This window comes from Achromobacter arsenitoxydans SY8, from assembly GCF_000236785.1.
Taxonomy (GTDB): Bacteria; Pseudomonadota; Gammaproteobacteria; order Burkholderiales; family Burkholderiaceae_B; genus Achromobacter; species Achromobacter arsenitoxydans.
The window spans coordinates 1-21897 of record NZ_AGUF01000063.1; the positions used below are offsets into that span (position 1 = coordinate 1).

The window sequence follows — 21897 nt, forward strand, 5'->3', positions numbered from 1 at the left end:
TCAAGGCGATCCGGCCCCTGGTGCGGCGCGCGGCCGTTGCCAAGCCCGTCGTCGTCCCGGCTGCGCCTGCCCTGAAGGGAGCGGCAGCGCTGCGCGCGATCGCCGTTCACGAACACGCACACGCACACGATCACGCACACGTCCATGACGATGATTGCGGTTGCGGGCATGCGCACGCGCCCGCGCCGGAGCAGGTGGCCGGGCCGCTGAGCTGGCGGCGCGCCTGGTCGGCCATCCTGGCAGTGGGCCTGCGGCCGTGCAGCGGCGCGCTGATCGTGCTGGTGTTCGCGCTATCGCAAGGCTTCTTTCTTGCGGGCGTGGCGTCGGCCCTGGCGATGGGCCTGGGCACCGGCCTGACGGTGGCCATGCTGGCATGCCTGGCCGTGGCGGCCGGGGGCGCGGCCACACGCCTGGGCCGCCGGATGTCTGGTGCGGGCGCCGCGCGCCTGCGTTATGCCGTGGAGGCGCTGGCGGCCCTTGCCGTGCTGCTGCTGGGTGTGACGCTGCTTGGCGGTATGGTGGCCGGCGGCGGCTAGCAGCCGGTCAGGATTTCCGGCCTGCGCGCGGGTGGGCCTGGTCGTAGGCTTTGGCCAGGTGCTGGAAGTCCAGCCGCGTGTAGATCTGGGTGGTCGAGATATTCGCGTGGCCGAGCATTTCCTGTACGGCGCGCAGGTCCTGCGCGGATTGCAGGACGTGGCTGGCGAAGCTGTGGCGCAGCACATGCGGATGCACATGCGTCGGCACGCCGGCAGCCTGCGCGATGCGCGCCAACTGCAGTTGCACGACGCGCGGCGAGATGCGGCGTCCGCGCGCGCCCAGGAACAGCGCGGCGGCGTCTTCGGGCTGCGGCGAAGGCGCGGCCAGTTGCGGGCGCGCGCCGATCCATTTGCGCAGGGCCGCCAGGGCTTGCTGGCCGACCGGCACCGAGCGGCGCTTGCCGCCTTTGCCCAGCACCACGACTTCGGCGTCATCCAGGTTCAGCCAGCCGCGCGATTCGTAGTCGGAAGTGCGTTCATAGCGCAGGTCCAGCCCCACTAGCTCGGACAGCCGCAGGCCGCTGGAATAGAGCAGTTCGAACATGGCCTGGTCGCGCAGTGCGGCGGGCTCGGTGGCGACGCGCGCGGGCGCGCTGTCCAGCAAGGCCTGGGTCTGTTCGACCGACAGGGCCTTGGGCAGGCCGCGCGGCGCCTTGGGCGCGCGCACCCCCGCCACCGGGTTGCCGGCCAGCTCCGCTGCGGGCGCCCACCATTGGTAGAAGCCGCGCCAGGCCGCCAGGGTGCGCGCCAGGCTGCGCGGACCGCGGCCCTGCGCGTGCAGGCGCGCCACGAACTGGCGGATGTGGCCGTTGCCCAGCTTATCCAGCGGCAAGCTCGCCTTGTCGGCGAGTTCGCGCAGGAAGTGCAGTTCGCGCCGGTAGCCATCCAGGGTGTGGGGCGAATAGCGGCGGTTGGTTTCCAGATGACGCAGCCATGCGTTCATCGGGTCGGGCAGGGGGGCGGGGCGGGGATCGGCGTCCTGCATTGCGTTTTCCTTGTGCGCCCCGGATGCCTAGACCTTGGGCGTGGCCGGATTCAGGCGGTGCAGGGCCGCCGAAGCGAGCTGACCGATGGATTCCAGGAAGGTCGTACCCATTTCGGGGGTGAAGCGTTCCGCGTCGTCGGAGCCGAGCACCAGCAGGCCCACGGCGGGGCCGTCGGCCTGGAGCCGCAGGGGAACCAGCGCCAGCGACTTGGGCTTGGCGTCCAGCCAGGCGACGGCTTCAAAGGCGGTGTCGGTGCCGCAATACGGCGCCTTCAGGCTGTCGGTGAACGTGCGCACGTCCTGCGACACGGGTTCGCCGTAGCCGTGGTCGGGCAGTTCGGACAGGTTCCACAGGCGCAGCGCCACATGGTTCAGGTCGAATTGTTCGGCCAGGCCCAGCGCGATTTCGCCCGGCACCAGTTGGGGGTCGCATTCGGACAGCAGGCGGCTGCACCACTTGGCCACGTGCGAGCCGATGGTCTCGTTGGCGGTGGCGTTGCGCACGAGTTCGTTCAGGCGCCATTCCAGTTCGCGGTTGCGTTCGCGCAGCGTGAGGATCTGGCGCTCGCCCAGCGAAATGGCGCGCGAACCGTGCGGATGCGGCACCTGCAGGGTGGCGAAGACGTCGGCGTGTTCGTCGAAGAAGCCGGGGTTCTCTTGCAGGAAGCTTGCGATGTCCTGGGCGGTGAGTGCGGTATCGGTCATAGGGTTATCGGTTCAGCGCCATGGAGAAGACGAGCTTGTCGATGTCGACCTGGCCCGTAAAGACGGATTCGGCGGGGCCGGTCATGCGCAGTTGTTCGCCGTTCCAGGCGACGGTTAGCACGCCGCCGCGCGTTTGCACGCGCACGGGAGAATCCAGCAGGCCGCGGCGGATGCCGGCCGCGACGGCGGCGCAGGCGCCGGTGCCGCAGGCCAGGGTCTCGCCGGCGCCGCGTTCGAAGACGCGCAGGCGGATGTTGTGGCGGTCGACGACCTGCATGAAGCCGGCGTTGACGCGGCGCGGAAAGCGCGGGTGCGTTTCGATCAGCGGGCCGAGCACCGAGACGGGCGCGGTGTCGACGTTGTCGACCACCTGCACGGCGTGCGGGTTGGAGATCGCGACGGCGGACACGGCAACCGTGCGCGGCATGCCGGCGGGCGGGTCGAGTTCCAGGTCCCAAAGCGTGTCCTGGCCCTGCGTGCGCGACGCCAGGCCGGCGGTGTCGAATGGCAAGGCGGCGGGGTCGAAACGGGTGCTGCCCATTTCCACGGTGACCTGTTCGTCGTCGCCTTCATCCAGGACCAGGATGCCCGTGGCGATTTCGGCGCGCAGCGGGTTGCGATCGGACAAGCCCTGTTCGTGCACGAAGCGGACAAAGCAGCGGGCGCCGTTGCCGCAATGCTCGACCTCGGAGCCGTCGGAATTGAAAATGCGATAGCGGAAGTCGGCGTCAGGCCGCGTGGCGCGTTCGACCAAAAGAATCTGGTCGGCGCCGATGCCGAAGTGCCGGTCGCCCAGGGCGCGGGCGCGCTCGGGCGTCATTTCGATGGTCTGGCGGACGCCGTCGAGCACAACGAAATCGTTGCCCGCGCCATGCATTTTGGTGAAGTTCCAGTTCATCACCGGATTATCGCCCATTATTGCGGCGCGGATCGGGCGTCAATAGAGTTTGGCCTCGCCTTCGGGCCGGGTCTTGAATCGGCGGTGGACCCAGTAGTACTGGCTGGGGCAGCGCCGCACCCAGGTTTCCAATTCGCGGTTCAGGCGGGCGGTGGCGGCTTCGAGCGAATCTTCGCCTGGAAAGTCCTGGAGCGGCGGCAGTACGTCCACGTGGTAGCGGCCGGTATCCGGGTTCCAGAAACCCACGACCGGCAGCACCGCGGCGTTCCATTTCTGGGCGAGCTGGGCGGTGGCCAGCAGGGTCGCGGCCTGGATGCCAAAGAAGGGCACGAAGACCGAGCCCTGGCGGCCGAAGTCCATGTCGGGCAGGTAATACACCGGACGGGGCGCGCGCAGGTGCCGGATCAGATCGCGCACGCCATCTTTGCGGCTGACCAGGAAGACCTCGTTGAAGCGGGCGCGCCCGGCGGCCACGACCGCATCAATGTGCGGATCGCTTTGCGGCGTGTACATGGTGGCGGCGCTGGGCACTTCCATGGTCAGGCGCGTGGCCGCCGCGTCCAGGGCGATGAAGTGCGGCGCCAGCAGGATCACCGAGCGGCCTTCGGCCGTCAGCGCATTGATGCGGTCAGCGCCCGTCTGCGTGACCATCTCTTTGATGGCTTCCGGCGTGCCGTACCAGAGCACGCCGCGGTCGACGATGGTTTGCGCCAGCGCGCGGAAGTGGTCGGCCACCCATTGTTCACGGACGGATTCGGGCTGGTCGGGAAAACACAGTTCCAGATTGCGGCGCACGATGCGGGCGCGTGACCTGGCCAGGCGCGGCGCGAGCCAGCCCAGGCAGGCGCCGATGCGCTGGCGCGTGGATGGCTTGATGCGGCCGAACCATTTCAACAGGGAGATCAGCGTGCGCGTTTTTCTATCGTTCATGGATGTGGAATGAGACCTGGCGGCAGGATCGGCAAGGGCCTCAGGAGGCCGGAGGCGCCGGTTCGGCGTCGGGAGCCGGCGGTGCGCCGCGCGGGGTCTTGTAGCGGTTGTAGCTCCAGAGGTACTGGTCGGGGCAGCGCCGGATCAGCGTTTCCATCGCGGCGTTGATCAGCGCGGCCTGCGCTTCCGGCTCGGCCGGCAGGGGCTCGGGGACCCGGACGTAATGAATGCGCCAGCCGCGGCCCTTGGGCAGGCGTTCGCCAGCGGTGAGGATGATGGGAACGTTGGTTTGCGTGGCCAGCTTGCCGGGCAGGGTCATCGTGTAGGCCAGGCGTCCGAAGAACGGAACCCACACGCCGTCGCCCACGCTGGGGGCCTGGTCGGGCAGCATGCCGACGGATTCGCCCCGGCGCAGGGCGCGCACGAATTCCCGGACGCCCTGCATGGTGGCGGGCACGGCATTGACGTCCGAACTGTTGCGCGCCGTTTCCAGCAAGGGGGCCAGGGCGTCCTTGCGCGGGGGGCGGAACATGACCGTCATGGGCATCTGGCGGGCCAGGTAGCGGGCGGTGATTTCGAAGCAGCCCAGGTGCGGGGTCAGGAACAGGATGCCGCGGTTTTCGGCGCGGGCGGCGGCGACCACGTCATTGTCGTCCGACACCACCTGCGCCAGGCTTTCCTTGTTGCGGAACCAGACCCGGGGGTTCTCCAGGATCATGGCGCCGGTTTCGCCCGCCGCCCGGCGGGCAAACGCCGCGCCGGGATAGCCGGCCTGCGCCGCATTGGCCTGCAGGCGCCGCCGGTACTTGCCGGGCCAGGCGTAGACGGCGCGCCCGGCAAGGCGCCCGATGGCGTGCGCGACGGGGAGCGGCAGGGCGGCAAAGAGACGAAACAGGGGCAGCAGCATGCTTCAAAAGGGTGAGAACGGGCAGGGTCATACCGCTGCTCGGGGAATATGCTTACCCCCCGGGCACGAGCGTAAGAACGGCATTTTCGCTTAAAATGCGCGGAGTCGCCGAGTTAACCGACAACTTGCGGGGCGACGGCAAGGGCGCGGCGCATTGCGCGGCCACTGCCAAATCCGCTAAAGCGTCGCGCCCAGTTGGCATATGCCATGCAGACCGGGGTGCAACGCGCCTCGTGAACCTACGTGCCGGCAAGACCGGACAAGAAAGGACGCATCTGTGGCCAACAACGATTTTCTCTTCACTTCCGAATCCGTCTCTGAAGGGCACCCCGACAAGGTTGCCGACCAGATTTCCGATTCGATCCTTGACGCCATCTTCACGCAGGATCCGAACGCGCGTGTCGCAGCCGAAACGCTGTGCAACACCGGCCTGGTCGTGCTGGCAGGTGAAATCACCACTACCGCCAACGTCGACTACATCCAGGTCGCGCGCGACACGATCCGCCGCATCGGCTACGACAACACCGAATACGGCATCGACTACAAGGGTTGCGCGGTGCTGGTCGCCTACGACAAGCAATCGCCGGACATCGCCCAGGGCGTCGACCGCAGCTCGGAAGACTACCTGAACCAGGGCGCTGGCGACCAAGGCCTGATGTTTGGCTACGCGTGCGACGAAACGCCCGACCTGATGCCGGCTCCGATCTGGTACGCGCACCGCCTGGTGCAGCGCCAGAGCGAACTGCGCAAGGACGGCCGCCTGGCGTGGCTGCGTCCTGACGCCAAGTCGCAAGTGACGTTCCGCTACGTCGACGGCCGCCCCGCCGAAGTCGACACCGTGGTGCTGTCCACCCAGCACTCGCCCGAGGTTTCTCAGGAAACCATCCGCGAAGCGGTCATCGAAGACATCATCAAGCCCAGCTTCCCCGAAGGCCTGATCACGCCCAAGACGAAATTCCTGGTCAACCCGACCGGCCGTTTCGTCATCGGCGGCCCGCAAGGCGATTGCGGCCTGACCGGCCGCAAGATCATCGTCGACACCTACGGCGGCGCATGCCCCCACGGCGGCGGCGCGTTCTCGGGCAAGGACCCGTCCAAGGTCGACCGTTCGGCCGCCTATGCCGCGCGCTACGTGGCCAAGAACATCGTGGCCGCCGGCCTGGCGCGCCAGTGCCAGGTGCAGGTCAGCTACGCGATCGGCGTGGCTGAGCCCATCAACATCACCGTTTACACCGAAGGCACGGGCGTCATCCCCGACGACCAGATCGCCAAGCTGGTGCGCGAACACTTCGACCTGCGTCCGAAGGGCATCGTGAACATGCTGGACCTGCTGCGTCCGATCTACACGAAGACCGCCGCCTATGGCCACTTTGGCCGTTCGGAGCCGGAATTCTCGTGGGAAGCCACGGACAAGGTCCAGGAACTGAAGAAGTCCGCCTGAAGCGGCCTGATTCAATAGAAATAACGCCCCTTCCGGGGCGTTATTTTTTTTCGGCGGCTCAGAGGCCCCAGGCCGACAGGTCTGGCAGGCGGGCGGCCGGCGCCAGCACTTGTTCCAGCGCCGCCGCGCAATCGAGCATCGCGGCGTCGCCGCCTGCCGGCGCCAGCAGCTGTACGGCGCCAGGCATGCCGTCGGCGTCAAAGCCGGCCGGCAGCGCGATTGCGGCCGCGCCCAGGAAGTTGGCCGGGCGCAGCAGCTTGCCCAGGCCGGCGTGGCGCGTGTCCTGGGCATCCAGCGGCTGGGCGGCCTGGTCGCAGGCGGGCATGAGCAAGGCGTCCACGCCTTGCATCGCCTGCGCAAAGGCGGCCATGTCTGCCTGGCGGCGCTCCAGCGCGGCTTCGTAGCTGGCCTGCGAAATCCGTCCGCCCGCGGCGATGCGCGCGCGCACGACGTCCCAGAGCGGCTGCGCGGGATCTTCGGCCAGGGCGCCGTAGTAGCGGTAGGCCTCGTAGGCCAGCACCAGCGAGTTGTCCTCGGCCATGCGGGCGAACGAAAGCGACGCGGGCGGATGCCAGGTCGTGGGCGTGCAGCCGGCCCGGTCCAGGCGCGCCTGCGCCTGGTGCCATACCTGCAGGCCGGCGTCGGTCAGCGGTGTCGGCCAGGCCTGCGGCGCCAGCACGGCGACGGCGCCGGCGTTGCAGGGCGACGGGTAGCGCAGCGCCGCCACGCAGACGGCGGGCAGGGCCAGCGTGGCGGCGTCGTCGATGTCCGGACCGGCCAGCAGCTGCGTCAGCAATCGCGCGTCGGCGACGTTGCGGGTAATGGGGCCCAGCACGTCCAGCGTGTCCGACAGGGGCAGGCATCCGGCTCGGCTGATGAAGCCGGACGACGGCTTGTAGCCGACCACGCCGTTCAGCGCCGCCGGCGCGCGCACGGAGCCGCCGGTGTCGCCGCCCAGCGCCAAAGGCGCCAGGCCCGCCGCGACGGCCACGCCCGCGCCGCTGGAAGACCCGCCCGGCGCGCGCGCCACGCTGGCGTCCCAGGGATTGCGGGCCGTGCCCTGCGTGGGATTCTGGCCGGACAGGCCGAAGGCGAATTCGGTCATGCGCGTCTTGCCCAGGATGACCATGCCCTGGGCGACCAGCCGGTGCGCCGCCGCGGCGGTGACGGTGCTGACCGCGCCCAGGCGGGTCTGCGACCCGCCGCTGGCGGTGGTGCCTTCCCAGTGGATGCTGTCCTTTACCGCTACGGGCACCCCATGCAGGGGGCCCATGCTGATTCCAGCCGCCAGCAGGCGGTCTGCGGCATCGGCCTGCGCCAGCGCGCGTTCCGCCGTGACTTCGCTGTAGGCGGCCAGCGCGGGCGCGCGCTCGATGCGGTCCAGGAAGTGCTGGGTGAGCGCGAGCGAACTGAGTTTGCGCTCGCGGATGGCGCGGGCAAGCTGGCGGGCGTCTTGGAAATGCAGGGCGGTGTCTTGGGCTGGCATGGGCTTTCGTGGAAATGAAAAAGCCTTCCGGCCCGTTGCGGGACCGGAAAGCGTTCGGACTGGGGTGCGTTGCGTTACTTCAGGACCTGGCCCTTCGTCTCGGGCATGCGGATGAAGGTGATCAGGGTGATCACGGCGCCCGCGAGCACGTAATAGAAGAACCAGCGTTCCATGCCCTTGCTTTGCAGCCAGGTCAGCAGATAGGGCGTGGTGCCGCCCAGCAGCGCGACGACCAGGTTGTACGGCGTACCGATGCCGACGGCGCGCACGCTGGTGGGGAACTGCTCGGACATGATGGCCGGCGCGATCGCGGTGTACATGGCGTACAGCACCAGGCCGAACAGCTCCACCGCCAGGATCGAGCCGAAGGACGGGCCCAGCGTGGTCATCAGCGGATAGAAGAAGAGCAGGTAGCCCGCGGCGAAGAAGATGAGCTGCGGCTTGCGGCCGATGCGGTCGGACAGCATGCCGAACAGCGGCTGCACCAGCATGAACACGATCAGCGCGACGGTGTTGGCGGCGAACGCGGTCTTGGGATCGGCGCCGACCTGCCGGATGGCGTAGGTGGGCACGTACGCCACGAAGATGTAGAACGCGAACGTGGTCAGGACCGAAAAGCCCACGATGCGCAGCACTTCGCGCGGGTGGTCGCGCAGCAGGGTGCGCAGCGGCTGCTTTTCGACGCCGGCTTTCTTGGCGTGCGAGAAGGCTTCGGTTTCGGGAATGGCGCGGCGGATCCACATGCCGGCCAGGCCGCCCAGCGCGCCCAGCAGGAACGGAATGCGCCAGCCCCACGCGGCCATGTCGGCCTTGGTCAGGACGGAGGTCAGGATCCAGCCCACGGCCGAGGCGGCCAGGATGCCGACTGCCGCGCTGAAGAACACGAAGCTGGAATAGAAGCCGCGCTTGTTGGGCGGCGCCATTTCTGCCAGGAACGTCGTGGCCGAGGCATACTCTCCGCCCAGCGACAGTCCTTGCAGCAGGCGGGCCGCGGTCAGCAGCAGCGGGGCGGCCAGTCCGATGGTGGCGTAGGTGGGGGTGATGGCGATGATGAGGGAGCCGCCCGCCATCATCAGGATCGTCAGGCCCAGCGCGGCCTTGCGGCCGTAGCGGTCGGAAAAAATGCCCAGCACCCAGCCGCCGACCGGGCGCATGAAGAAGCCCACGGCGAAAATGCCGAAGGTCGCCAGCAGCGCGGTGGTTTCGTTGCCGGGAGGGAAGAACTGGCTGGAAAAGAAGATGGCGAACGACGCATAGATGGTCCAATCGAACCATTCCACGGCATTGCCTACACTACCGGCCAGAATCGTGCGGGCGCGGGAAACGGGCGCGGCGCTTGCCCCTTGCGCCTGGCGCAAGGTTGCGGATGTGCTGCTCATGACGTCCTCAAGAGATATTTATTTTTGGTCAAATTGACCGGTTAAATTTATGTTTTTATCAATCCGCGAACGTTAGATTAATGAATATGGTCACGTCAAGTAAGGGTAACCCCCTAATCGGGGAGCTGGACGACACCGATCTGGCTTGCCTGGTCGCGCTGCAGGCGCAGCCGCGCGCGTCCTGGCGCGAACTGGGCGCGGCGACCGGCATCGCCGAAAGAACCGTGGCGCGGCGCATCAGGCGCCTGATGGACGCGGATGCGCTGCGCGTCATCGCCGAACCGGATCCCCTGGCCACCGGCCGGGGCGTGGTGCTGCACGCATGGGTCCGCTGCCGCTCGGGCCGCGTGCCCGACGTCGCTGACCAATTGGCGCGGTTGGACATCGCGCAACTGGTGGTGACGCTTGCCGGCTCGGCCGATCTGATGGCCGAATTGACGCTGGCGGACGCGGCCGATATGCCTGACGTGGTGACGCGTGTGCTTCCGTCGATGGATGGGGTGGAGCACGTGGAGGCTCGGCTGGTGCTGCGGCCGTTCCGGCGCGCGGGCCAATGGCGCATCCAGCCGCAGCCCGACGCGGCGGCCGATGCGCCGCTGCTCCAGCCGCCGTCCGCCCTGACCGACCCCGAGCAGCGGATGGTGGCGCACCTGATGCGCGATGGCCGCGCCAGTCTGGCTGAACTGGCCGAGCAGGCTGGCGTGAGCGAGCCCACCGCGCATCGCCTGCTGCAGAACCTGGTGGAACGCCGCGCGCTGAGCTTTCGCGTGGAAGTCGAGCCGGCCCTTGTCGGCTTTCCGGTTGAGGCCGTGATTTCCGTGCAGGTGCGCCCGCAGGCGGTGGATGCGCTGGCTGCGCATCTGGCGCTGGACCCGAACACGCGCTGTTTGTTCGGCACCAGCGGCGCCTCGCAGCTGTTCTGGCACGTGCTGTGCCGCGACAGCCTGCATCTGTGGGACGTGGTGACCCGCCGCCTGGGCGAACTGGACGGCGTGCTCAATAGCGAGGTCGGCGTGGTGATGCGCGCGCACAAGCGTTGCGGCATTGTGCGCGCGGGGGCGCGGCTGGGTCCGGAAGGCGCCTAGGGCCCGCGGGCGGCGGCGGCCAGCCCGGCCGCACCGCGCGCTTGCGCCCGCAACGGGCTAGGCGCCCAGATAGGCGCGGGCCAGGGCGCCGTCCTGCGCGATGTCTGCGGCGGAGCCGTGCGCTGCAACCCGTCCGGATTCCAGCACGTAGGCGCGGTCGGCCAGGGACAGCGCCAGCGCGGCCATCTGGTCCACCAGCAGGATGGTCATAGATTCGGCGCGCAGCCGGTCCAGGGCCTCAAACAGCTCATCAATGATCTTCGGCGCCAGGCCCAGCGACGGCTCGTCCAGCAGCAGGATCACGGGCTTGGACATCAGGCCGCGTGCGATTGCCAGCATCTGCTGCTCGCCGCCCGACAGCAGGCCGGCGCGCTGGTGCAGGCGTTCGCGCAGCCGCGGGAAGCGCGCAAGCATTTCCTCGACCCGCGCGTCGCGGTCCTGCGGATGCAGGAATGCCCCCAGGCGGATGTTGTCCAGCACGCTCAGTCCCGGGAACACCTGCCGGCCCTCGGGCACCAGCACCAGTCCGCGCGCCACGATGCGGTCGGCTGCCAGGCCCTGCAGTTCCTGGCCCTGTAAATGCATGCCGCCCTGGGCGGGACGGTGCAGCCCGGCCAGCGTGCGCATCAGGGTCGACTTGCCCGCGCCGTTGGCGCCCAGCAGCGCCACCATTTCGCCCTGCCGCACCTGCAGGTCGATGCCGTGCAGCACGGGGTTGGCGCCGTAGCCGGTGGTGAGGTTGCCCACGCCCAATACTTCGGGGGGGATCGTTTCGCCCGCCGGCCGGATCCGCGGGGCAGGGGCGCGGCGCGCCGCCTCGTCGCCCAGGTAGGCCTGGCGCACCGCGGGCGACTGCTGGATCTCGGCGACGCTGCCTTGCGCCAGTTCGCGCCCGGCGTCGATGGCGACGATGTGGTCGGACACGCCCATCACCAGCGTCATGTCGTGCTCGACCAGCAGCACGCCCGCGCCGGCTTCGGCGATACGCCGCAGCAGCCCGGCCAGCCGCGTCTTGTCTTCGCGCGACAGGCCGGCCGCCGGTTCGTCCATCAGCAGGATGTCGGCGTCGGTGGCGAGCGCGCGCGCGATCTCCACCAGCCGCCGGTCCACGTGCGGCAGGTCCGCCGCGGGAATGTCCAGCGCGCCTTCGTAGCCGCAGAAGCCCAGCAGGGCGCGCGCACGTTCCCGCGCGTCGGCCGCAAGATAGCGGCGCGAGGACAGCAGCCCGCCCAGCCGTCCGCGCAGCATGCCCAGCGCGACGTTGTCCTCGACGCTCAAGGTGTCGAAGAGCTGCGAGGTCTGGTAGGTGCGGGCGATGCCGCTGCGCGCCACGCGGTGGGCGGGCAGCGCCGCCAGCGCCTGGTCACCCAGCGCCACGGCGCCGCTGGTCGGCTGGTAGTAGCCGCTGAGCATATTGATGACGGTGGACTTGCCCGCGCCGTTGGGGCCTATCAGGGCCGTGACGGCGCCGGGCGGGACGACGAAGGACACCGCCTGCACGGCGCGCACCCCGCCGAAAGTCATGGTCAGCGCGTCCGCCCGCAGCGTCCGCCGCAACCGGCAGGTGACGGGCATGGCGCCATGGCGCGGCGCCAGCGCGTGGCCGCGCGCGCCGCGCCGCCAGCGCGCCAAGAGGCCCGCCGCGCCTTCTGGCGCGGCCCACAGCACCACCAGCAGGAAGGCACCGAAGAACAGCAGGCGGTATTCCTCCAGGCTGGACAGCAGTTCCGGCAGCAGGCCCACCACCACCGCGCCCAGCAAGGGGCCCGCCAGCGAGCCCGCGCCGCCTATCGTCACGGCCAGCACGAACAGGATGGACTGCATGAAATTGAAGTTGTGCGGCGTGATCATGCCCGTCTGCGGCGCATAGAGGCCGCCCGCCAGCCCGACCACGGCGGCCGACACCATGAAGGCCACGGCCTTCACGATCAGCGGGTTGATGCCGATGGATTCGCTGGCCGTCTCGCTGTCCTTGACCGCGCGCATGGCGGCGCCCCAGGCGCCGCGCGACAGCAGGGCATAGCCGGCCAGCGCGACGAACACGGCGACGATGGCCAGCATGGCGACGCCGCGGTCGCCGCCGATGCCCGGAAGCGCCGGCTGCGCGATGCCCATCAGGCCGTTTTGCCCGCCGGTGACTGCGCCGCCTTCGATCAGCCCGTGTTCCACGATGAAGCCGAACGCGATGGTGATCATCGCCAGGTACGGGCCCTTTACGCGCAGGGCGGGCAGCGCCAGCAGCAGGCCGAAGACGCCGCAGACCAGCGCGGCGGCCGGCCAGGCCAGCCAGAAGCTCCAGCCCGCCTGCCCGGTCAGGATTGCCACCGTGTAGGCGCCGATTGCGTAAAAGCCCGCGTGGCCGAACGACATCTGGCCGGTCAGGCCCAGCAGCACGTTCAGGCCGATGCCGGCGAGCGCCAGGAGCGCCACATTGCCCAGCACGAACACGTAGTACCCGTTGACCGTGGCGGCCAGGACCAGCGCGGCCACGGCCAGCAGGGCGTACAGCGCCGGCTGCAGCCAGCGCGATGCGGATTGCTTGTGCATCAGACCTTCCTCACATCGGCGCGCCCGAACAGGCCGTTAGGCAGCACGGCGAGCATGACGATCACCAGCGTAAAGCTGATGATGTGCGTGTAGCCGGAGCCCAGCGCCACGGTGATCAGCGCTTCGACCACGCCGAACAGCAGGCCCGCGATCATCACGCCCCAGGCGCTGGTGATGCCGCCCAGGATCGCCACCACATAGGCCTTGAGTCCGAACAGCGTACCCATGTCGGCCTGCACGTTGAACAGCGGCGCGACCAGTGCGCCAGCCACGCCGGCGAATAGTGTCGACACGGCGAATGCGGCCATGATGGCGCGGCGCACGGGTATGCCCATCAGGCGGGCCGCGTTGGGGTTCTGCACCACCGCCAGCAGCGCCACGCCCCAGCGGGTGCGGCGCGACAGCGTGTGCAGCGCGGCGGCCAGCGCCAGGCCGACCACCGGGATCAGCAGTTGCAGCGGATAGATGCCCAGGCCAAGCCCGCCGATCTCCAGCGGCGCCTGGGCCAGGGGAGAAGGCAGGCTGCGCGGCTCCTTGCCGAAGGTGAACATCACCACGTTGTCCAGGACGATGCCCAGCGCCACCGTGGACATGAGCCAGGCATTGGAGCCGCGGCTGGCGAAGGGCCGCACGGCCAGCCGCTCCACCACCAGGCCGTAGAGCGCGCACAGCGCCAGCGCCAGCGGCAGGGCGGCCGACATCGGCCAGCCCAGCGTCTGGGCGAACGTAAACGTCAGCACGGCCCCGAGCATCATGGAACTGCCCTGGGCGAAGTTCACCGTGCCCGATACGGCATAGGTCAGGTAAAAGCCCAGGGCCATCAGTCCGTACATGCTCCCCAGACCCAGGCCGCTGACGATGGCGGACATCAACAACATGCGCGTCTCCCGCGTGATCCAGCCGGCTTACTGGGCGCCCTTGACGGGCAGGATCCGGTTGTCGATGAAGTGCGTCCACACGTAGTCGTCCTCGCGCAGCGCGTCGTGCGAGGTCGGCGTGAAGGGCTGTTCGTAGGTCTTGATCAGGCCTTCGTATTTGCCGATCTTGTAGAAGCCCTGGCGCACCGCGTCGCCGTCGGTCGAGCCGGCCTGGGCGATCGCCAGCGCGGCCAGCTGCATGCCGTCGTAGGCGTTGGCCACGCCCACGGCCGGCGTGATGTCCTGCGGCCCCTTGATGTCGGAATACTTGGTCTTGAGCGCCTGCATGACCTTGTCGCCCACCGGCCCCTGCTTGCCGAAGAAGCTGTAGGTCTGCACGAAGTGCACGTTCTTGGCGTTGGGGCCAGCCAGCTCCGTGAAGCGGCCGCCCGCCGGGCCCCAGTGCGACACCACCGGCACCTTCCAGCCCATGCGGTCCAGCGATTTGACGACCTGGGCCGACGGGCCCACGTTGCCCACCAGGAACAGCGTGTCGGCGCCCGCGGCCTTCAGGCGGCTCAGTTGGGGCACGATGTCCAGGTCGTTCGGCTGGAATTTCTCGATGCCGGCTGGCGTGACCTTGGCCGCCGTCAGTGCGGCGTTCAGGCCTTTTTCGTTGGATTCGCCCCAGGGATTGTTCACCAGAATCATGCCCGGCTTGGCGCTCTGGAAGGTCTTCTGCGCGTATTGGACCATCGCGCTGTCGACGATCTCGTCCATCGCCGACACGCGGAACACGAAGTTGGGGTTGCCCTTGTTCTGCGTGATGGCGGTGCCGGCCGCCCACGGCCCCATGAACGGCACCTTTTCCTGGTTCACGATCGGCACGATGGCCATGGATACCGGGGTGTCCAGGCCGCCGAACAGTACGGCCACCTTTTCCTTGAAGATCAGCTCGCGCGCGGCGGCCATGCCCTTGGCGGGATTGCCTTCGTCGTCGCGGCGAACCAGCACCACCTGGCGGCCGCCCAGCAGGCCGCCGCGCGCGTTGATTTCGTCGATGGCGACGGTCATGCCGCGCGTCAGGGCCTCGCCGGCGCGCGCGGATTCTCCAGACAGCGCGGTGATCAGGCCAATTTTGATCGGGTCCGCGGCCAGCGCCGGTTGCGAGGCGAGGCCTGCGGCGAAGAGGGCGGCGGCGGTCGCGCGGAGCATGAAGGAACGGCGGGTCGGGGTCATCGGGCACTCCTGGAAAAGTGGAATGAATCTTGCATGGGGTTAAGTGCTGCTCCGTTACCCCATGCAAGATCCATGCCACCTGATCCGCCCCGCCCGCCGGATGGCGTACCGGCCCCGCCACAGCGGGGCCGCCGCGGAAAAGGCTGCGATCCGCCATGGTTTGTACACACCGATTTCCGATTTTGTCGCCAAAGCATCAGAAGTTTTGTTCACAATCATGCATCAGGATTTGCACCAAAATGAATCCAACCTCGCTTCAAAGCACTAAACCGGGGCGTGAGTCCCCGTCGTCCTGGACCCCGGAACCCCTTGCCTGCCACGGCCGCTTTCCCTACCAGGCGATCTCCGGAAGAACAGACTATTCCTGGCCGAATGGCGCCCGCCTGGCGGTGTACCTGGGCTTCAACATTGAGCATTTCGCGTTCGGGGAAGGCCTGGGCGCGGAGCTGGGGCCGGCGTCGCCACATCCGGACGTGCTGAACTACGCCTGGCGCGAGTACGGCAACCGCGTGGGCGCCTGGCGCTGCCTGGAGCTGTTCGACGAGTTGCGCCTGCCGGCGGGTGTGCTGATCAACACCGCGCTGTATGAACATTGCCCCGACCTGGTGGACGCCTTCCTGGCGCGCGGCGACGAACTCATCGGACACGGCTACAGCAACGCGCACCGGCAGGGCGGCTTGCCCGAGGAAGAAGAGCGCGCGCTGCTTGCGCATTGCCGCGACCGCATCCTGCGCCACGCCGGCAGCGAGCCGGCCGGCTGGCTGTCGCCCTGGATCTCCGAAAGCCGCGCCACGCCCGACCTGCTGGCCGAGGCGGGCTACCGCTATACGCTCAACTGGTGCCACGACGACCAGCCCATGCGCATGCGCACCCGTGCGGGCGACCTCTGGGCGATTCCGTATCCGCAGGAACTCAACGACATCCCCATGATCATGGGCCGCAAGATGGATGCGCGCGATTTTGCCGATATGATTCTCGACCAGTTCGAAGAGATGCGCGCGCAGGCGGTCCGCCAGCCGCTGGTCATGGGCATTGCGCTGCACCCCTACATCGTCGGCCAGCCCTATCGCCTGCGGCACCTGCGGCGGGCACTGGCCCCGCTGGCCGCCGCCCGCGACCGCGGCGAGATCTGGTTCACCACGCCTGGCCAGATCTGCCGGCACGTGGACGGCCTGCCGCCCGGCGTGATCGCCTAGCGCCTACACGAACGCTCCTGTCATTCCCGCTGAACCGAGTTACTCATGTCCACCCGAAGCCTCGCCCAACCCCGCAAGCCCCGGACGAAAGCCGCCGGAAAATCCGCAGCCGGCTTGCGCAAGACCGCCGCGCCCGATGGCGCCGTTCCCGATCTTGGGACGCCCGACGCAGGGATGCCGGATGCGGCGCCGGACGCCGATATGGAGCGCCGGATCTGCGAAGCGGTCTACGAAAGCGTCATGAGCCAGCGCCTGACGCCCGGCACCAAGCTGCCCGAGGCGGCGATCTGCGAGCTGTTCGGGGTGTCCCGGTCGGTCGCGCGCAAGGCCTTGCAGCGGCTGGCGCACGAGCACGTGGTGGACCTGCACCACAACCGGGGCGCGGTGGTGGCCGAGCCCACGCCCGAAGACACGCGCCAGATTTTCCAGGCGCGCCGCGCGCTGGAGGCGGCGCTGCTGCCGCTGGCCGCGGCCCGGGCCACCAAGGCCGACTACGCCTCCCTGCGCAAGCAGTTGCGCGACGAGCACGCCCTGTTGCACCGCGCCGGCCAGCCCGCGTGGGCGCGGCAGGCCAGCGCCTTCCATGTGCGGCTGGGCGAGCTGTCCGGCAACACCATCCTCCACGGCTACCTGGCCGAACTGGTGTCGCGCTGTTCGCTCATCGTGGCCCTGTATGAGCCGCCGGGCAACGCGGCCTGCGAACACGGCGAACACGTGCTGATCGTGGACATGATGGAGCGCGGCGACGTCGCCGAAGCCGTCAGGATCAACGACAACCATCTTGCGGACCTGGAGCGGCGCATCAGCCTGGAACGCCCGCAACCCGCTCAAACTCTTGCCCAGATGCTGGGACTGGCCTGACATGGAAATCGACTTCGACGCCATTACCGAATATCAGCGCTACAAGCTGATGGCCAGCCTGATCGTGCCCCGTCCGATCGCGCTGATCACCACGCTGTCCGAAACGGGGGTGGTCAACGCCGCCCCGTTCAGCATGTTCAACATGCTGGGAGAAGACCCGCCCATCGTGATGGTCAGCATCAACCGGCTGGAAGACGGCGGTTTGAAGGACACCGCGGCCAACATCGTGCGCGGCAAGGAGTTCGTGGTCCACCTGACCGACGAGGCCATGGCGGAAAAGATGCACCGCTGCGGCGACCGGCTGCCCTCGGACGTCAGCGAACTGGCGCATGCGGGCCTGGACGCCGCGCCCAGCCATCGCGTGGCGCCGCCGCGCATCGTGCAGGCGCCGGTGGCGTTCGAATGCACGTTGTTCGAAACCATGGAAACCGCCAGCCGGCAGATATTCATCGGGCAGGTGCGCTGGCTGCACGCGCGCGACGGGCTGATAGATACGGACACTTGGCGGGTCCGCCTGCAGGATTACTTTCCGGTGGGGCGCTTTGGCGCCAGCTTCTACGTCACCACGCGCGACCGCTACGCCATTGGCGCAGACGGCGCGCCGGCGGCGGGCGCCGCCGCCAGCACGTCCATCGACGAAATCTGAGGCCTCACCAGACGGCGCCGTCCGTGCCCGGTGCGCGCACGTGGCGGGCGAATCGGCGCGACAGGAAGTCGACGAAGGCCAGCGTTTTGGCCGGCAGGTTGAGCCGCTCGGGATACAGCGCGTGGATGTCCGCGGGCGGGGTGCGCCAGTCGGCCAGCACTTCGCGCAGCCGGCCCGCGCGCAGGTACGCCGCGGTTTCCCATTCGGATCGCATGACGATTCCGTGGCCGTCCAGCGCCCATTCCAGCGCGCTTTGTCCGTCGTTCGAGCTGACCGGACCGCGCACCTTCACGGTCTCCGCGCGCGCGCCTGATTCCAGCCGCCAGGTGCCGTAGGCCACGTCGTTTTCGCGCACGACGATGCAGCGGTGGCGCTGCAGTTCGCCCGGCGTGCGGGGTTCGCCGTGGGTGTCCAGATAGCGCGGCGAGGCGCACAGCAGCCGCCGGTTGGACGCGATCTTGCGGGCGGTCAGGCGCGCGTCCGGCAGGTCGCCGAACCGCACCGCCACGTCAAAGCCTTCTTCGATCAGGTTCAGCGGCCTGTCGGTCAGCCGCATCTGCACTTCCACGTCGGGGAACTGGCGGCAGAAGTCCGACACGGCCGGCACGATGTGGGCGCGCCCGAATCCGAACGTCGCGTTCAGGCGCAACAGGCCCTGGGGCTGGGCGCGTGCGCTGGACACCGAGCGCTCCAGCGCCTGCAGATCCGCCAGAATGCGGCCGCCTTCGGCCAGATATAGCTCGCCTTCCTGCGTGACGCTGACCCGGCGTGTGGTGCGGTTCAGCAGGCGCACGCCCAGGCGCTGTTCCAGCTTGGCCAGGCGCGTGCTGACGGCCGGCGGCGTCAGCCCCAGTTCGCGCGCCGTGGCAGACAGGTTGCCGTGCTTGACCACCAGCGCAAAGAAGGCGAGATCAGAAAGCGCGTCCATGGGGCTATTTATAAATCAGATTTAACAAAGCTTTAGTCTTTTGAAGAATTATAAGAACTTAACCGGCCTATACACTGGACTCACCCATACAGAGCCGCCCGACGCGGCCATACGAGGAGACCAGGAAATGAAGATAGCTAAAGGGGCTGGCGCCGTGTGCGCGGCCATCGCCGCATCCTGTTTGACCCATCCCGCCGCCGCTGCCGGCGCCTTTCCCGAACGCGCCGTGACGCTGGTCGTGCCATTCGCGCCCGGCGGCAGCGTGGACATCGCCGCGCGCCTGATTTCGGACGCCTGGGGCCGCGCGCTGGGCCAGAGCGTGATCGTGGAGAACCGCGCCGGCGCGTCCGGCAACATCGGCATGGCGGCGGTGGCGCGCGCCGAACCCAACGGCTATACGCTGGCCATCAACACCATGTCGCTGGCCATCAATCCGGCGCTCTTCAAATCCATGCCGTTCGACACGGCGAAGGACCTGCGCTCGGTGGGCACGGTGGGCACGTCCCAGCATGTGCTGACCGTGACCAATGCGCTGCCGGCGACCTCGGTGAGCGACCTGCTGGCCTACGTGCGCGCCCGTCCCGCCAACGAGCTGAGCTTTGGCTCGGCCGGCACCGGCAGCACCTTCCACATGGCGGCGGAACTGTTCAAGTCCGTGTCGAAAACGCAGATCCTGCATGTGCCGTACAAGGGCGGCGGGCCGGCCATGTTGGACACCATCAGCGGCCAGGTGCAAATGAGCTTTCCGGTGCTGTCCGCCGCCAAGCCGCAGGTCGACGGCAAGAAGCTGCGTGCGCTGGGCGTGACCGGCACGAAGCGTTCGCCGCTGCTGCCGGACGTGCCGACCATCGCCGAATCGGGCCTGCCGGGCTACGAGTTCAACACCTGGTTCGTCGTCAGCGCGCCCGCCGGCACCCCGCAGGCGGTGATCGACACGCTGAACGCGAAGCTGGGCGAAGCGCTGCGTTCGCCGGCGCTGGCGCAGCGCATGCAGAAGGAAGGCTTCGATCCGCTGGTTACCGCGCCGGACAAGACCGATGCGATGGTGGCCGCGGAAATGACGCGTTGGGCCGGCATCGTGAAGGACGCCGGCATCGAGGCCAACTGAACGACAGCAAGACACGCCCGCGCGCGCCGCGGGCGCATTCATCATCAAGGAAGCAAGACATGCCCGGCATGACGCTATACGACAAACTGGTGGCCAGCCACGAGGTGGCCCGGATCGACGGCGAGCACGTCCTGCTCTATGTCGATCTGCACATCATGAACGAATACACCAGCCCGCAAGCCTTCAGCGGCCTGGCCGCGCGCGGCCGGGGGGTATTGCGTCCCGGGCAGCAGATGGCGGTGGTGGACCACATCATTCCCACGCACCCGGTGCCCGCGGCGTTGCGGGTGATCGCCGACGAGGCCTCGTCGCGCCAGGCGCAGAATCTGAAGCGCAATTGCGATGCCCAGCGCATCGCGCTGTTCGACACGACCGATCCGCTGCAGGGCATCGAGCACGTCATTGCGCCGGAACACGGCATGATCCTGCCCGGCATGGTGGTGCTGTGCGGCGACAGCCACACCACCACCTACGGCGCGCTGGGCGCGCTGGGATTCGGCATCGGGACGTCCGAGGTCGAGCACATCCTGGCCACGCAGACGCTGGTGTACCGCGTGGCGCGCAATATGCGCATCCGCGTCGATGGCGCGCTGCCGGCCCATGTGTCGGCCAAGGACCTGGTGATCTACCTCGTGCATCGCATCGGCGCGCAGGGCGCGCGCGGGCACGCGGTGGAGTTCTGCGGCGAGGCGATCGGCGCGCTGTCCGCCGAGGCCCGCATGACCCTGTGCAACATGACAGTCGAGGCCGGTGCGCGCGCCGCGCTGATCGCGCCGGACGCCGTCACCGACGCCTATGTGGTGGCGCACGCGCCGCAACTGCGCGGCGGCATGCTGGAAGCGGCGCGCGCTTACTGGGCTACGCTGCGCACCGACGAGGACGCCCGCTTCGATGTCGAACATGTGTTCGATGCGGGGCGGATCGCGCCCTTCGTGACCTGGGGCACCAGCCCGGACCAGGCGGTGCCGGTGGATGGCGCGGTGCCGGATCCGGGCAACGAGCCCGACGCCCTTGCCCGGCTGGCGCTGGAAAAGGCCATGGACTACATCGGCCTGGCCGCCGGCGCGCCGATTGCCGGGGTGCCGATCGACCGCGTATTCATCGGGTCATGCACCAACGGCCGCATCGAAGACCTGCGCGTGGTGGCGGGGCTGGCGCGCGGCAGGAAGGTCGCCGCGGGTGTGCGGGCCATGGTGGTGCCGGGCTCGGGCGCCGTGCGCGCGCAGGCGGAAGCCGAAGGCATTGCCGCGCAGCTGATCGAGGCGGGGTTCGAATGGCGCCAGCCCGGCTGTTCGATGTGCCTGGCCATGAACGACGACGTGCTGCGCCCCGGCGAACGCTGCGCCTCCACGACCAACCGGAACTTCGAGGGACGCCAGGGGCGGGCAGGGCGCACGCACCTGATGAGTCCGGCCATGGCCGCCGCCGCCGCGCTGGCTGGCCGCATTGTGGATGTGCGCGAATGGGAGCCCAAATGAATCCATTGATCGAAGGCGTTGCGGCGCCGCTGCCGTATTCCAATCTGGACACCGACCAGATCATGCCCAAGCAGTTCCTGCGCATCATCGACAAGGCGGGCCTGGACAAGGGCCTGCTGTATGACCTGCGCTTCGACGAAGCGGGAGCGCCGCGGCCGGATTGCGTGCTGAACCAGGCAGCCTACGCGGGCGCGTCCATCCTCGTGGCGGGCCCCAACTTCGGCTGCGGCTCCAGTCGCGAACACGCCGTGTGGGGCTTGCAGCAGTTCGGCATTCGCGCGGTGATCGCGTCCAGCTTCGGCGAGATCTTCTACTTCAACGCGCTCAACAACGGCTTGCTGCTGGTGACCCTGCCGCCGGCCGAGGTCGACGCGCTGCTCGCGCGGGTGTCCAATAGCGCGGGCGCCCATGGCAATCCCTTGCGCATCGACGTGATGGCCGGCCAGGTGCACGCCGCCGACGGCTGGGGCGCCGGCTTTGACCTGCCCGAGCGGCATCGCCGCATGTTCGCCCAGGGCCAGGACATGGTGGGCGCGACGCTGCAGCAGCTGCCCGAGGTGGAGCGCTTCGAGGCGCGGCACTGGGCGCGCTTTCCCTGGATGAAGGACGTGGCGCGCCAGGTGCGCGACCGGCTGGACGCCGCCTGAGGCGGGCAATCCCGGCAACACATAGATTGGAGACGACG

General features: G+C 68.6%; 20 protein-coding genes. 9 read left to right on the forward strand and 11 right to left on the reverse strand.

Going from position 1 to position 21897, the window contains the following annotated elements:
• The coding region (locus KYC_RS19715) for a nickel/cobalt transporter (protein ID WP_008165625.1) at positions 1 to 536 on the forward strand (536 nt) is incomplete at its 5' end.
• 7 nt (positions 537 to 543) lie between these two features.
• Here the strand turns inward: KYC_RS19715 and xerC are convergent.
• From xerC to KYC_RS19740, 5 genes are read right to left on the reverse strand one after another with little or no spacing between them, the layout of a single operon-like run.
• On the reverse strand, positions 544 to 1521 hold the full coding sequence (gene xerC, locus KYC_RS19720; RefSeq protein WP_008165626.1) for a tyrosine recombinase XerC: 978 nt from the start codon (positions 1519 to 1521) through the stop codon (positions 544 to 546).
• 27 nt (positions 1522 to 1548) lie between these two features.
• Entirely contained in the window at positions 1549 to 2226 is a 678-nt protein-coding gene (locus KYC_RS19725; protein WP_008165629.1) for a DUF484 family protein, read from the reverse strand.
• A 4-nt stretch (positions 2227 to 2230) separates the two neighbouring features.
• Complete coding sequence (dapF, locus tag KYC_RS19730; protein ID WP_008165630.1) at positions 2231 to 3142, reverse strand: diaminopimelate epimerase; 912 nt, start codon at positions 3140 to 3142, stop codon at positions 2231 to 2233.
• 21 nt (positions 3143 to 3163) lie between these two features.
• On the reverse strand, positions 3164 to 4054 hold the full coding sequence (locus tag KYC_RS19735) for a lysophospholipid acyltransferase family protein (protein ID WP_043518978.1): 891 nt from the start codon (positions 4052 to 4054) through the stop codon (positions 3164 to 3166).
• Between the two features lie 40 nt (positions 4055 to 4094).
• A complete protein-coding gene (locus tag KYC_RS19740; protein ID WP_008165632.1) occupies positions 4095 to 4961 on the reverse strand; it encodes a lysophospholipid acyltransferase family protein in 867 nt (288 codons plus the stop codon).
• Positions 4962 to 5238: 277 nt separating this feature from the next.
• Between KYC_RS19740 and metK the strand changes: the two genes are divergently transcribed.
• Entirely contained in the window at positions 5239 to 6402 is a 1164-nt protein-coding gene (metK, locus tag KYC_RS19745; protein WP_008165633.1) for a methionine adenosyltransferase, read from the forward strand.
• A 58-nt stretch (positions 6403 to 6460) separates the two neighbouring features.
• On the opposite strand, the gene KYC_RS19750 is transcribed toward metK, so the two are convergent.
• Positions 6461 to 7888, reverse strand: coding sequence for an amidase (locus KYC_RS19750; protein ID WP_008165634.1), 1428 nt, complete (start codon positions 7886 to 7888; stop codon positions 6461 to 6463).
• A 74-nt stretch (positions 7889 to 7962) separates the two neighbouring features.
• Positions 7963 to 9267, reverse strand: coding sequence for an MFS transporter (locus tag KYC_RS19755; protein WP_043518980.1), 1305 nt, complete (start codon positions 9265 to 9267; stop codon positions 7963 to 7965).
• Between the two features lie 80 nt (positions 9268 to 9347).
• Between KYC_RS19755 and KYC_RS19760 the strand changes: the two genes are divergently transcribed.
• Positions 9348 to 10352: an Lrp/AsnC family transcriptional regulator gene (locus KYC_RS19760; protein WP_008165636.1), complete on the forward strand. Its 1005-nt coding sequence runs from the start codon at positions 9348 to 9350 to the stop codon at positions 10350 to 10352.
• Between the two features lie 57 nt (positions 10353 to 10409).
• Here the strand turns inward: KYC_RS19760 and KYC_RS19765 are convergent, their stop codons facing one another.
• The 3 genes from KYC_RS19765 to KYC_RS19775 are packed head-to-tail and all read right to left on the reverse strand — an operon-like array spanning position 10410 to position 14995.
• On the reverse strand, positions 10410 to 12899 hold the full coding sequence (locus KYC_RS19765; protein WP_008165637.1) for a branched-chain amino acid ABC transporter ATP-binding protein/permease: 2490 nt from the start codon (positions 12897 to 12899) through the stop codon (positions 10410 to 10412).
• Entirely contained in the window at positions 12899 to 13777 is an 879-nt protein-coding gene (locus KYC_RS19770) for a branched-chain amino acid ABC transporter permease (RefSeq protein WP_008165638.1), read from the reverse strand. The genes KYC_RS19765 and KYC_RS19770 overlap by 1 nt, the downstream gene beginning before the upstream one ends.
• A gap of 27 nt (positions 13778 to 13804) precedes the next feature.
• Entirely contained in the window at positions 13805 to 14995 is a 1191-nt protein-coding gene (locus tag KYC_RS19775; protein WP_008165639.1) for an ABC transporter substrate-binding protein, read from the reverse strand.
• A gap of 239 nt (positions 14996 to 15234) precedes the next feature.
• On the opposite strand from KYC_RS19775, the gene KYC_RS19780 reads away from it, so the two are divergent.
• From KYC_RS19780 to KYC_RS19790, 3 genes are read left to right on the forward strand one after another with little or no spacing between them, the layout of a single operon-like run.
• Positions 15235 to 16191 carry a polysaccharide deacetylase family protein gene (locus KYC_RS19780; protein ID WP_043518982.1) on the forward strand — a complete coding sequence of 319 codons (957 nt, stop codon included), beginning with the start codon at positions 15235 to 15237 and terminating at the stop codon, positions 16189 to 16191.
• Between the two features lie 45 nt (positions 16192 to 16236).
• The gene (locus KYC_RS19785) at positions 16237 to 17052 is read left to right on the forward strand and encodes a GntR family transcriptional regulator (RefSeq protein ID WP_081478071.1); all 816 of its coding nucleotides are present in this window, start codon (positions 16237 to 16239) and stop codon (positions 17050 to 17052) included.
• 1 nt (position 17053) lies between these two features.
• Positions 17054 to 17698 (forward strand): flavin reductase family protein, encoded by a 645-nt coding sequence (locus KYC_RS19790; RefSeq protein WP_008165643.1) that lies wholly within the window; start codon positions 17054 to 17056, stop codon positions 17696 to 17698.
• 4 nt (positions 17699 to 17702) lie between these two features.
• Here the strand turns inward: KYC_RS19790 and KYC_RS19795 are convergent, their stop codons facing one another.
• On the reverse strand, positions 17703 to 18626 hold the full coding sequence (locus KYC_RS19795; protein WP_008165644.1) for a LysR family transcriptional regulator: 924 nt from the start codon (positions 18624 to 18626) through the stop codon (positions 17703 to 17705).
• 127 nt (positions 18627 to 18753) lie between these two features.
• On the opposite strand from KYC_RS19795, the gene KYC_RS19800 reads away from it, so the two are divergent.
• From KYC_RS19800 to leuD, 3 genes are read left to right on the forward strand one after another with little or no spacing between them, the layout of a single operon-like run.
• Positions 18754 to 19734 (forward strand): tripartite tricarboxylate transporter substrate binding protein, encoded by a 981-nt coding sequence (locus tag KYC_RS19800; RefSeq protein WP_008165647.1) that lies wholly within the window; start codon positions 18754 to 18756, stop codon positions 19732 to 19734.
• A 59-nt stretch (positions 19735 to 19793) separates the two neighbouring features.
• Positions 19794 to 21212: a 3-isopropylmalate dehydratase large subunit gene (leuC, locus tag KYC_RS19805; protein ID WP_008165649.1), complete on the forward strand. Its 1419-nt coding sequence runs from the start codon at positions 19794 to 19796 to the stop codon at positions 21210 to 21212.
• Positions 21209 to 21859 carry a 3-isopropylmalate dehydratase small subunit gene (gene leuD / locus KYC_RS19810; protein WP_043518984.1) on the forward strand — a complete coding sequence of 217 codons (651 nt, stop codon included), beginning with the start codon at positions 21209 to 21211 and terminating at the stop codon, positions 21857 to 21859. Before leuC ends, leuD begins: the two co-directional genes overlap by 4 nt.
• Positions 21860 to 21897: the final 38 nt, after the last annotated feature.

Bases quoted from the DNA above. Each gene is read 5' to 3' on its own strand.
- xerC (WP_008165626.1), bottom strand. From the start codon at position 1,521: ATGCAGGACGCCGATCCCCGCCCCGCCCCCCTGCCCGACCCGATGAAC.
- KYC_RS19725 (WP_008165629.1), bottom strand. From the start codon at position 2,226: ATGACCGATACCGCACTCACCGCCCAGGACATCGCAAGCTTCCTGCAA.
- dapF (WP_008165630.1), bottom strand. From the start codon at position 3,142: ATGGGCGATAATCCGGTGATGAACTGGAACTTCACCAAAATGCATGGC.
- KYC_RS19735 (WP_043518978.1), bottom strand. From the start codon at position 4,054: ATGAACGATAGAAAAACGCGCACGCTGATCTCCCTGTTGAAATGGTTC.
- KYC_RS19740 (WP_008165632.1), bottom strand. From the start codon at position 4,961: ATGCTGCTGCCCCTGTTTCGTCTCTTTGCCGCCCTGCCGCTCCCCGTC.
- KYC_RS19750 (WP_008165634.1), bottom strand. From the start codon at position 7,888: ATGCCAGCCCAAGACACCGCCCTGCATTTCCAAGACGCCCGCCAGCTT.
- KYC_RS19755 (WP_043518980.1), bottom strand. From the start codon at position 9,267: ATGAGCAGCACATCCGCAACCTTGCGCCAGGCGCAAGGGGCAAGCGCC.
- KYC_RS19760 (WP_008165636.1), top strand. From the start codon at position 9,348: ATGAATATGGTCACGTCAAGTAAGGGTAACCCCCTAATCGGGGAGCTG.
- KYC_RS19765 (WP_008165637.1), bottom strand. From the start codon at position 12,899: ATGCACAAGCAATCCGCATCGCGCTGGCTGCAGCCGGCGCTGTACGCC.
- KYC_RS19770 (WP_008165638.1), bottom strand. From the start codon at position 13,777: ATGTTGTTGATGTCCGCCATCGTCAGCGGCCTGGGTCTGGGGAGCATG.
- KYC_RS19775 (WP_008165639.1), bottom strand. From the start codon at position 14,995: ATGACCCCGACCCGCCGTTCCTTCATGCTCCGCGCGACCGCCGCCGCC.
- KYC_RS19780 (WP_043518982.1), top strand. From the start codon at position 15,235: ATGAATCCAACCTCGCTTCAAAGCACTAAACCGGGGCGTGAGTCCCCG.
- KYC_RS19785 (WP_081478071.1), top strand. From the start codon at position 16,237: ATGTCCACCCGAAGCCTCGCCCAACCCCGCAAGCCCCGGACGAAAGCC.
- KYC_RS19790 (WP_008165643.1), top strand. From the start codon at position 17,054: ATGGAAATCGACTTCGACGCCATTACCGAATATCAGCGCTACAAGCTG.
- KYC_RS19795 (WP_008165644.1), bottom strand. From the start codon at position 18,626: ATGGACGCGCTTTCTGATCTCGCCTTCTTTGCGCTGGTGGTCAAGCAC.
- KYC_RS19800 (WP_008165647.1), top strand. From the start codon at position 18,754: ATGAAGATAGCTAAAGGGGCTGGCGCCGTGTGCGCGGCCATCGCCGCA.
- leuC (WP_008165649.1), top strand. From the start codon at position 19,794: ATGCCCGGCATGACGCTATACGACAAACTGGTGGCCAGCCACGAGGTG.
- leuD (WP_043518984.1), top strand. From the start codon at position 21,209: ATGAATCCATTGATCGAAGGCGTTGCGGCGCCGCTGCCGTATTCCAAT.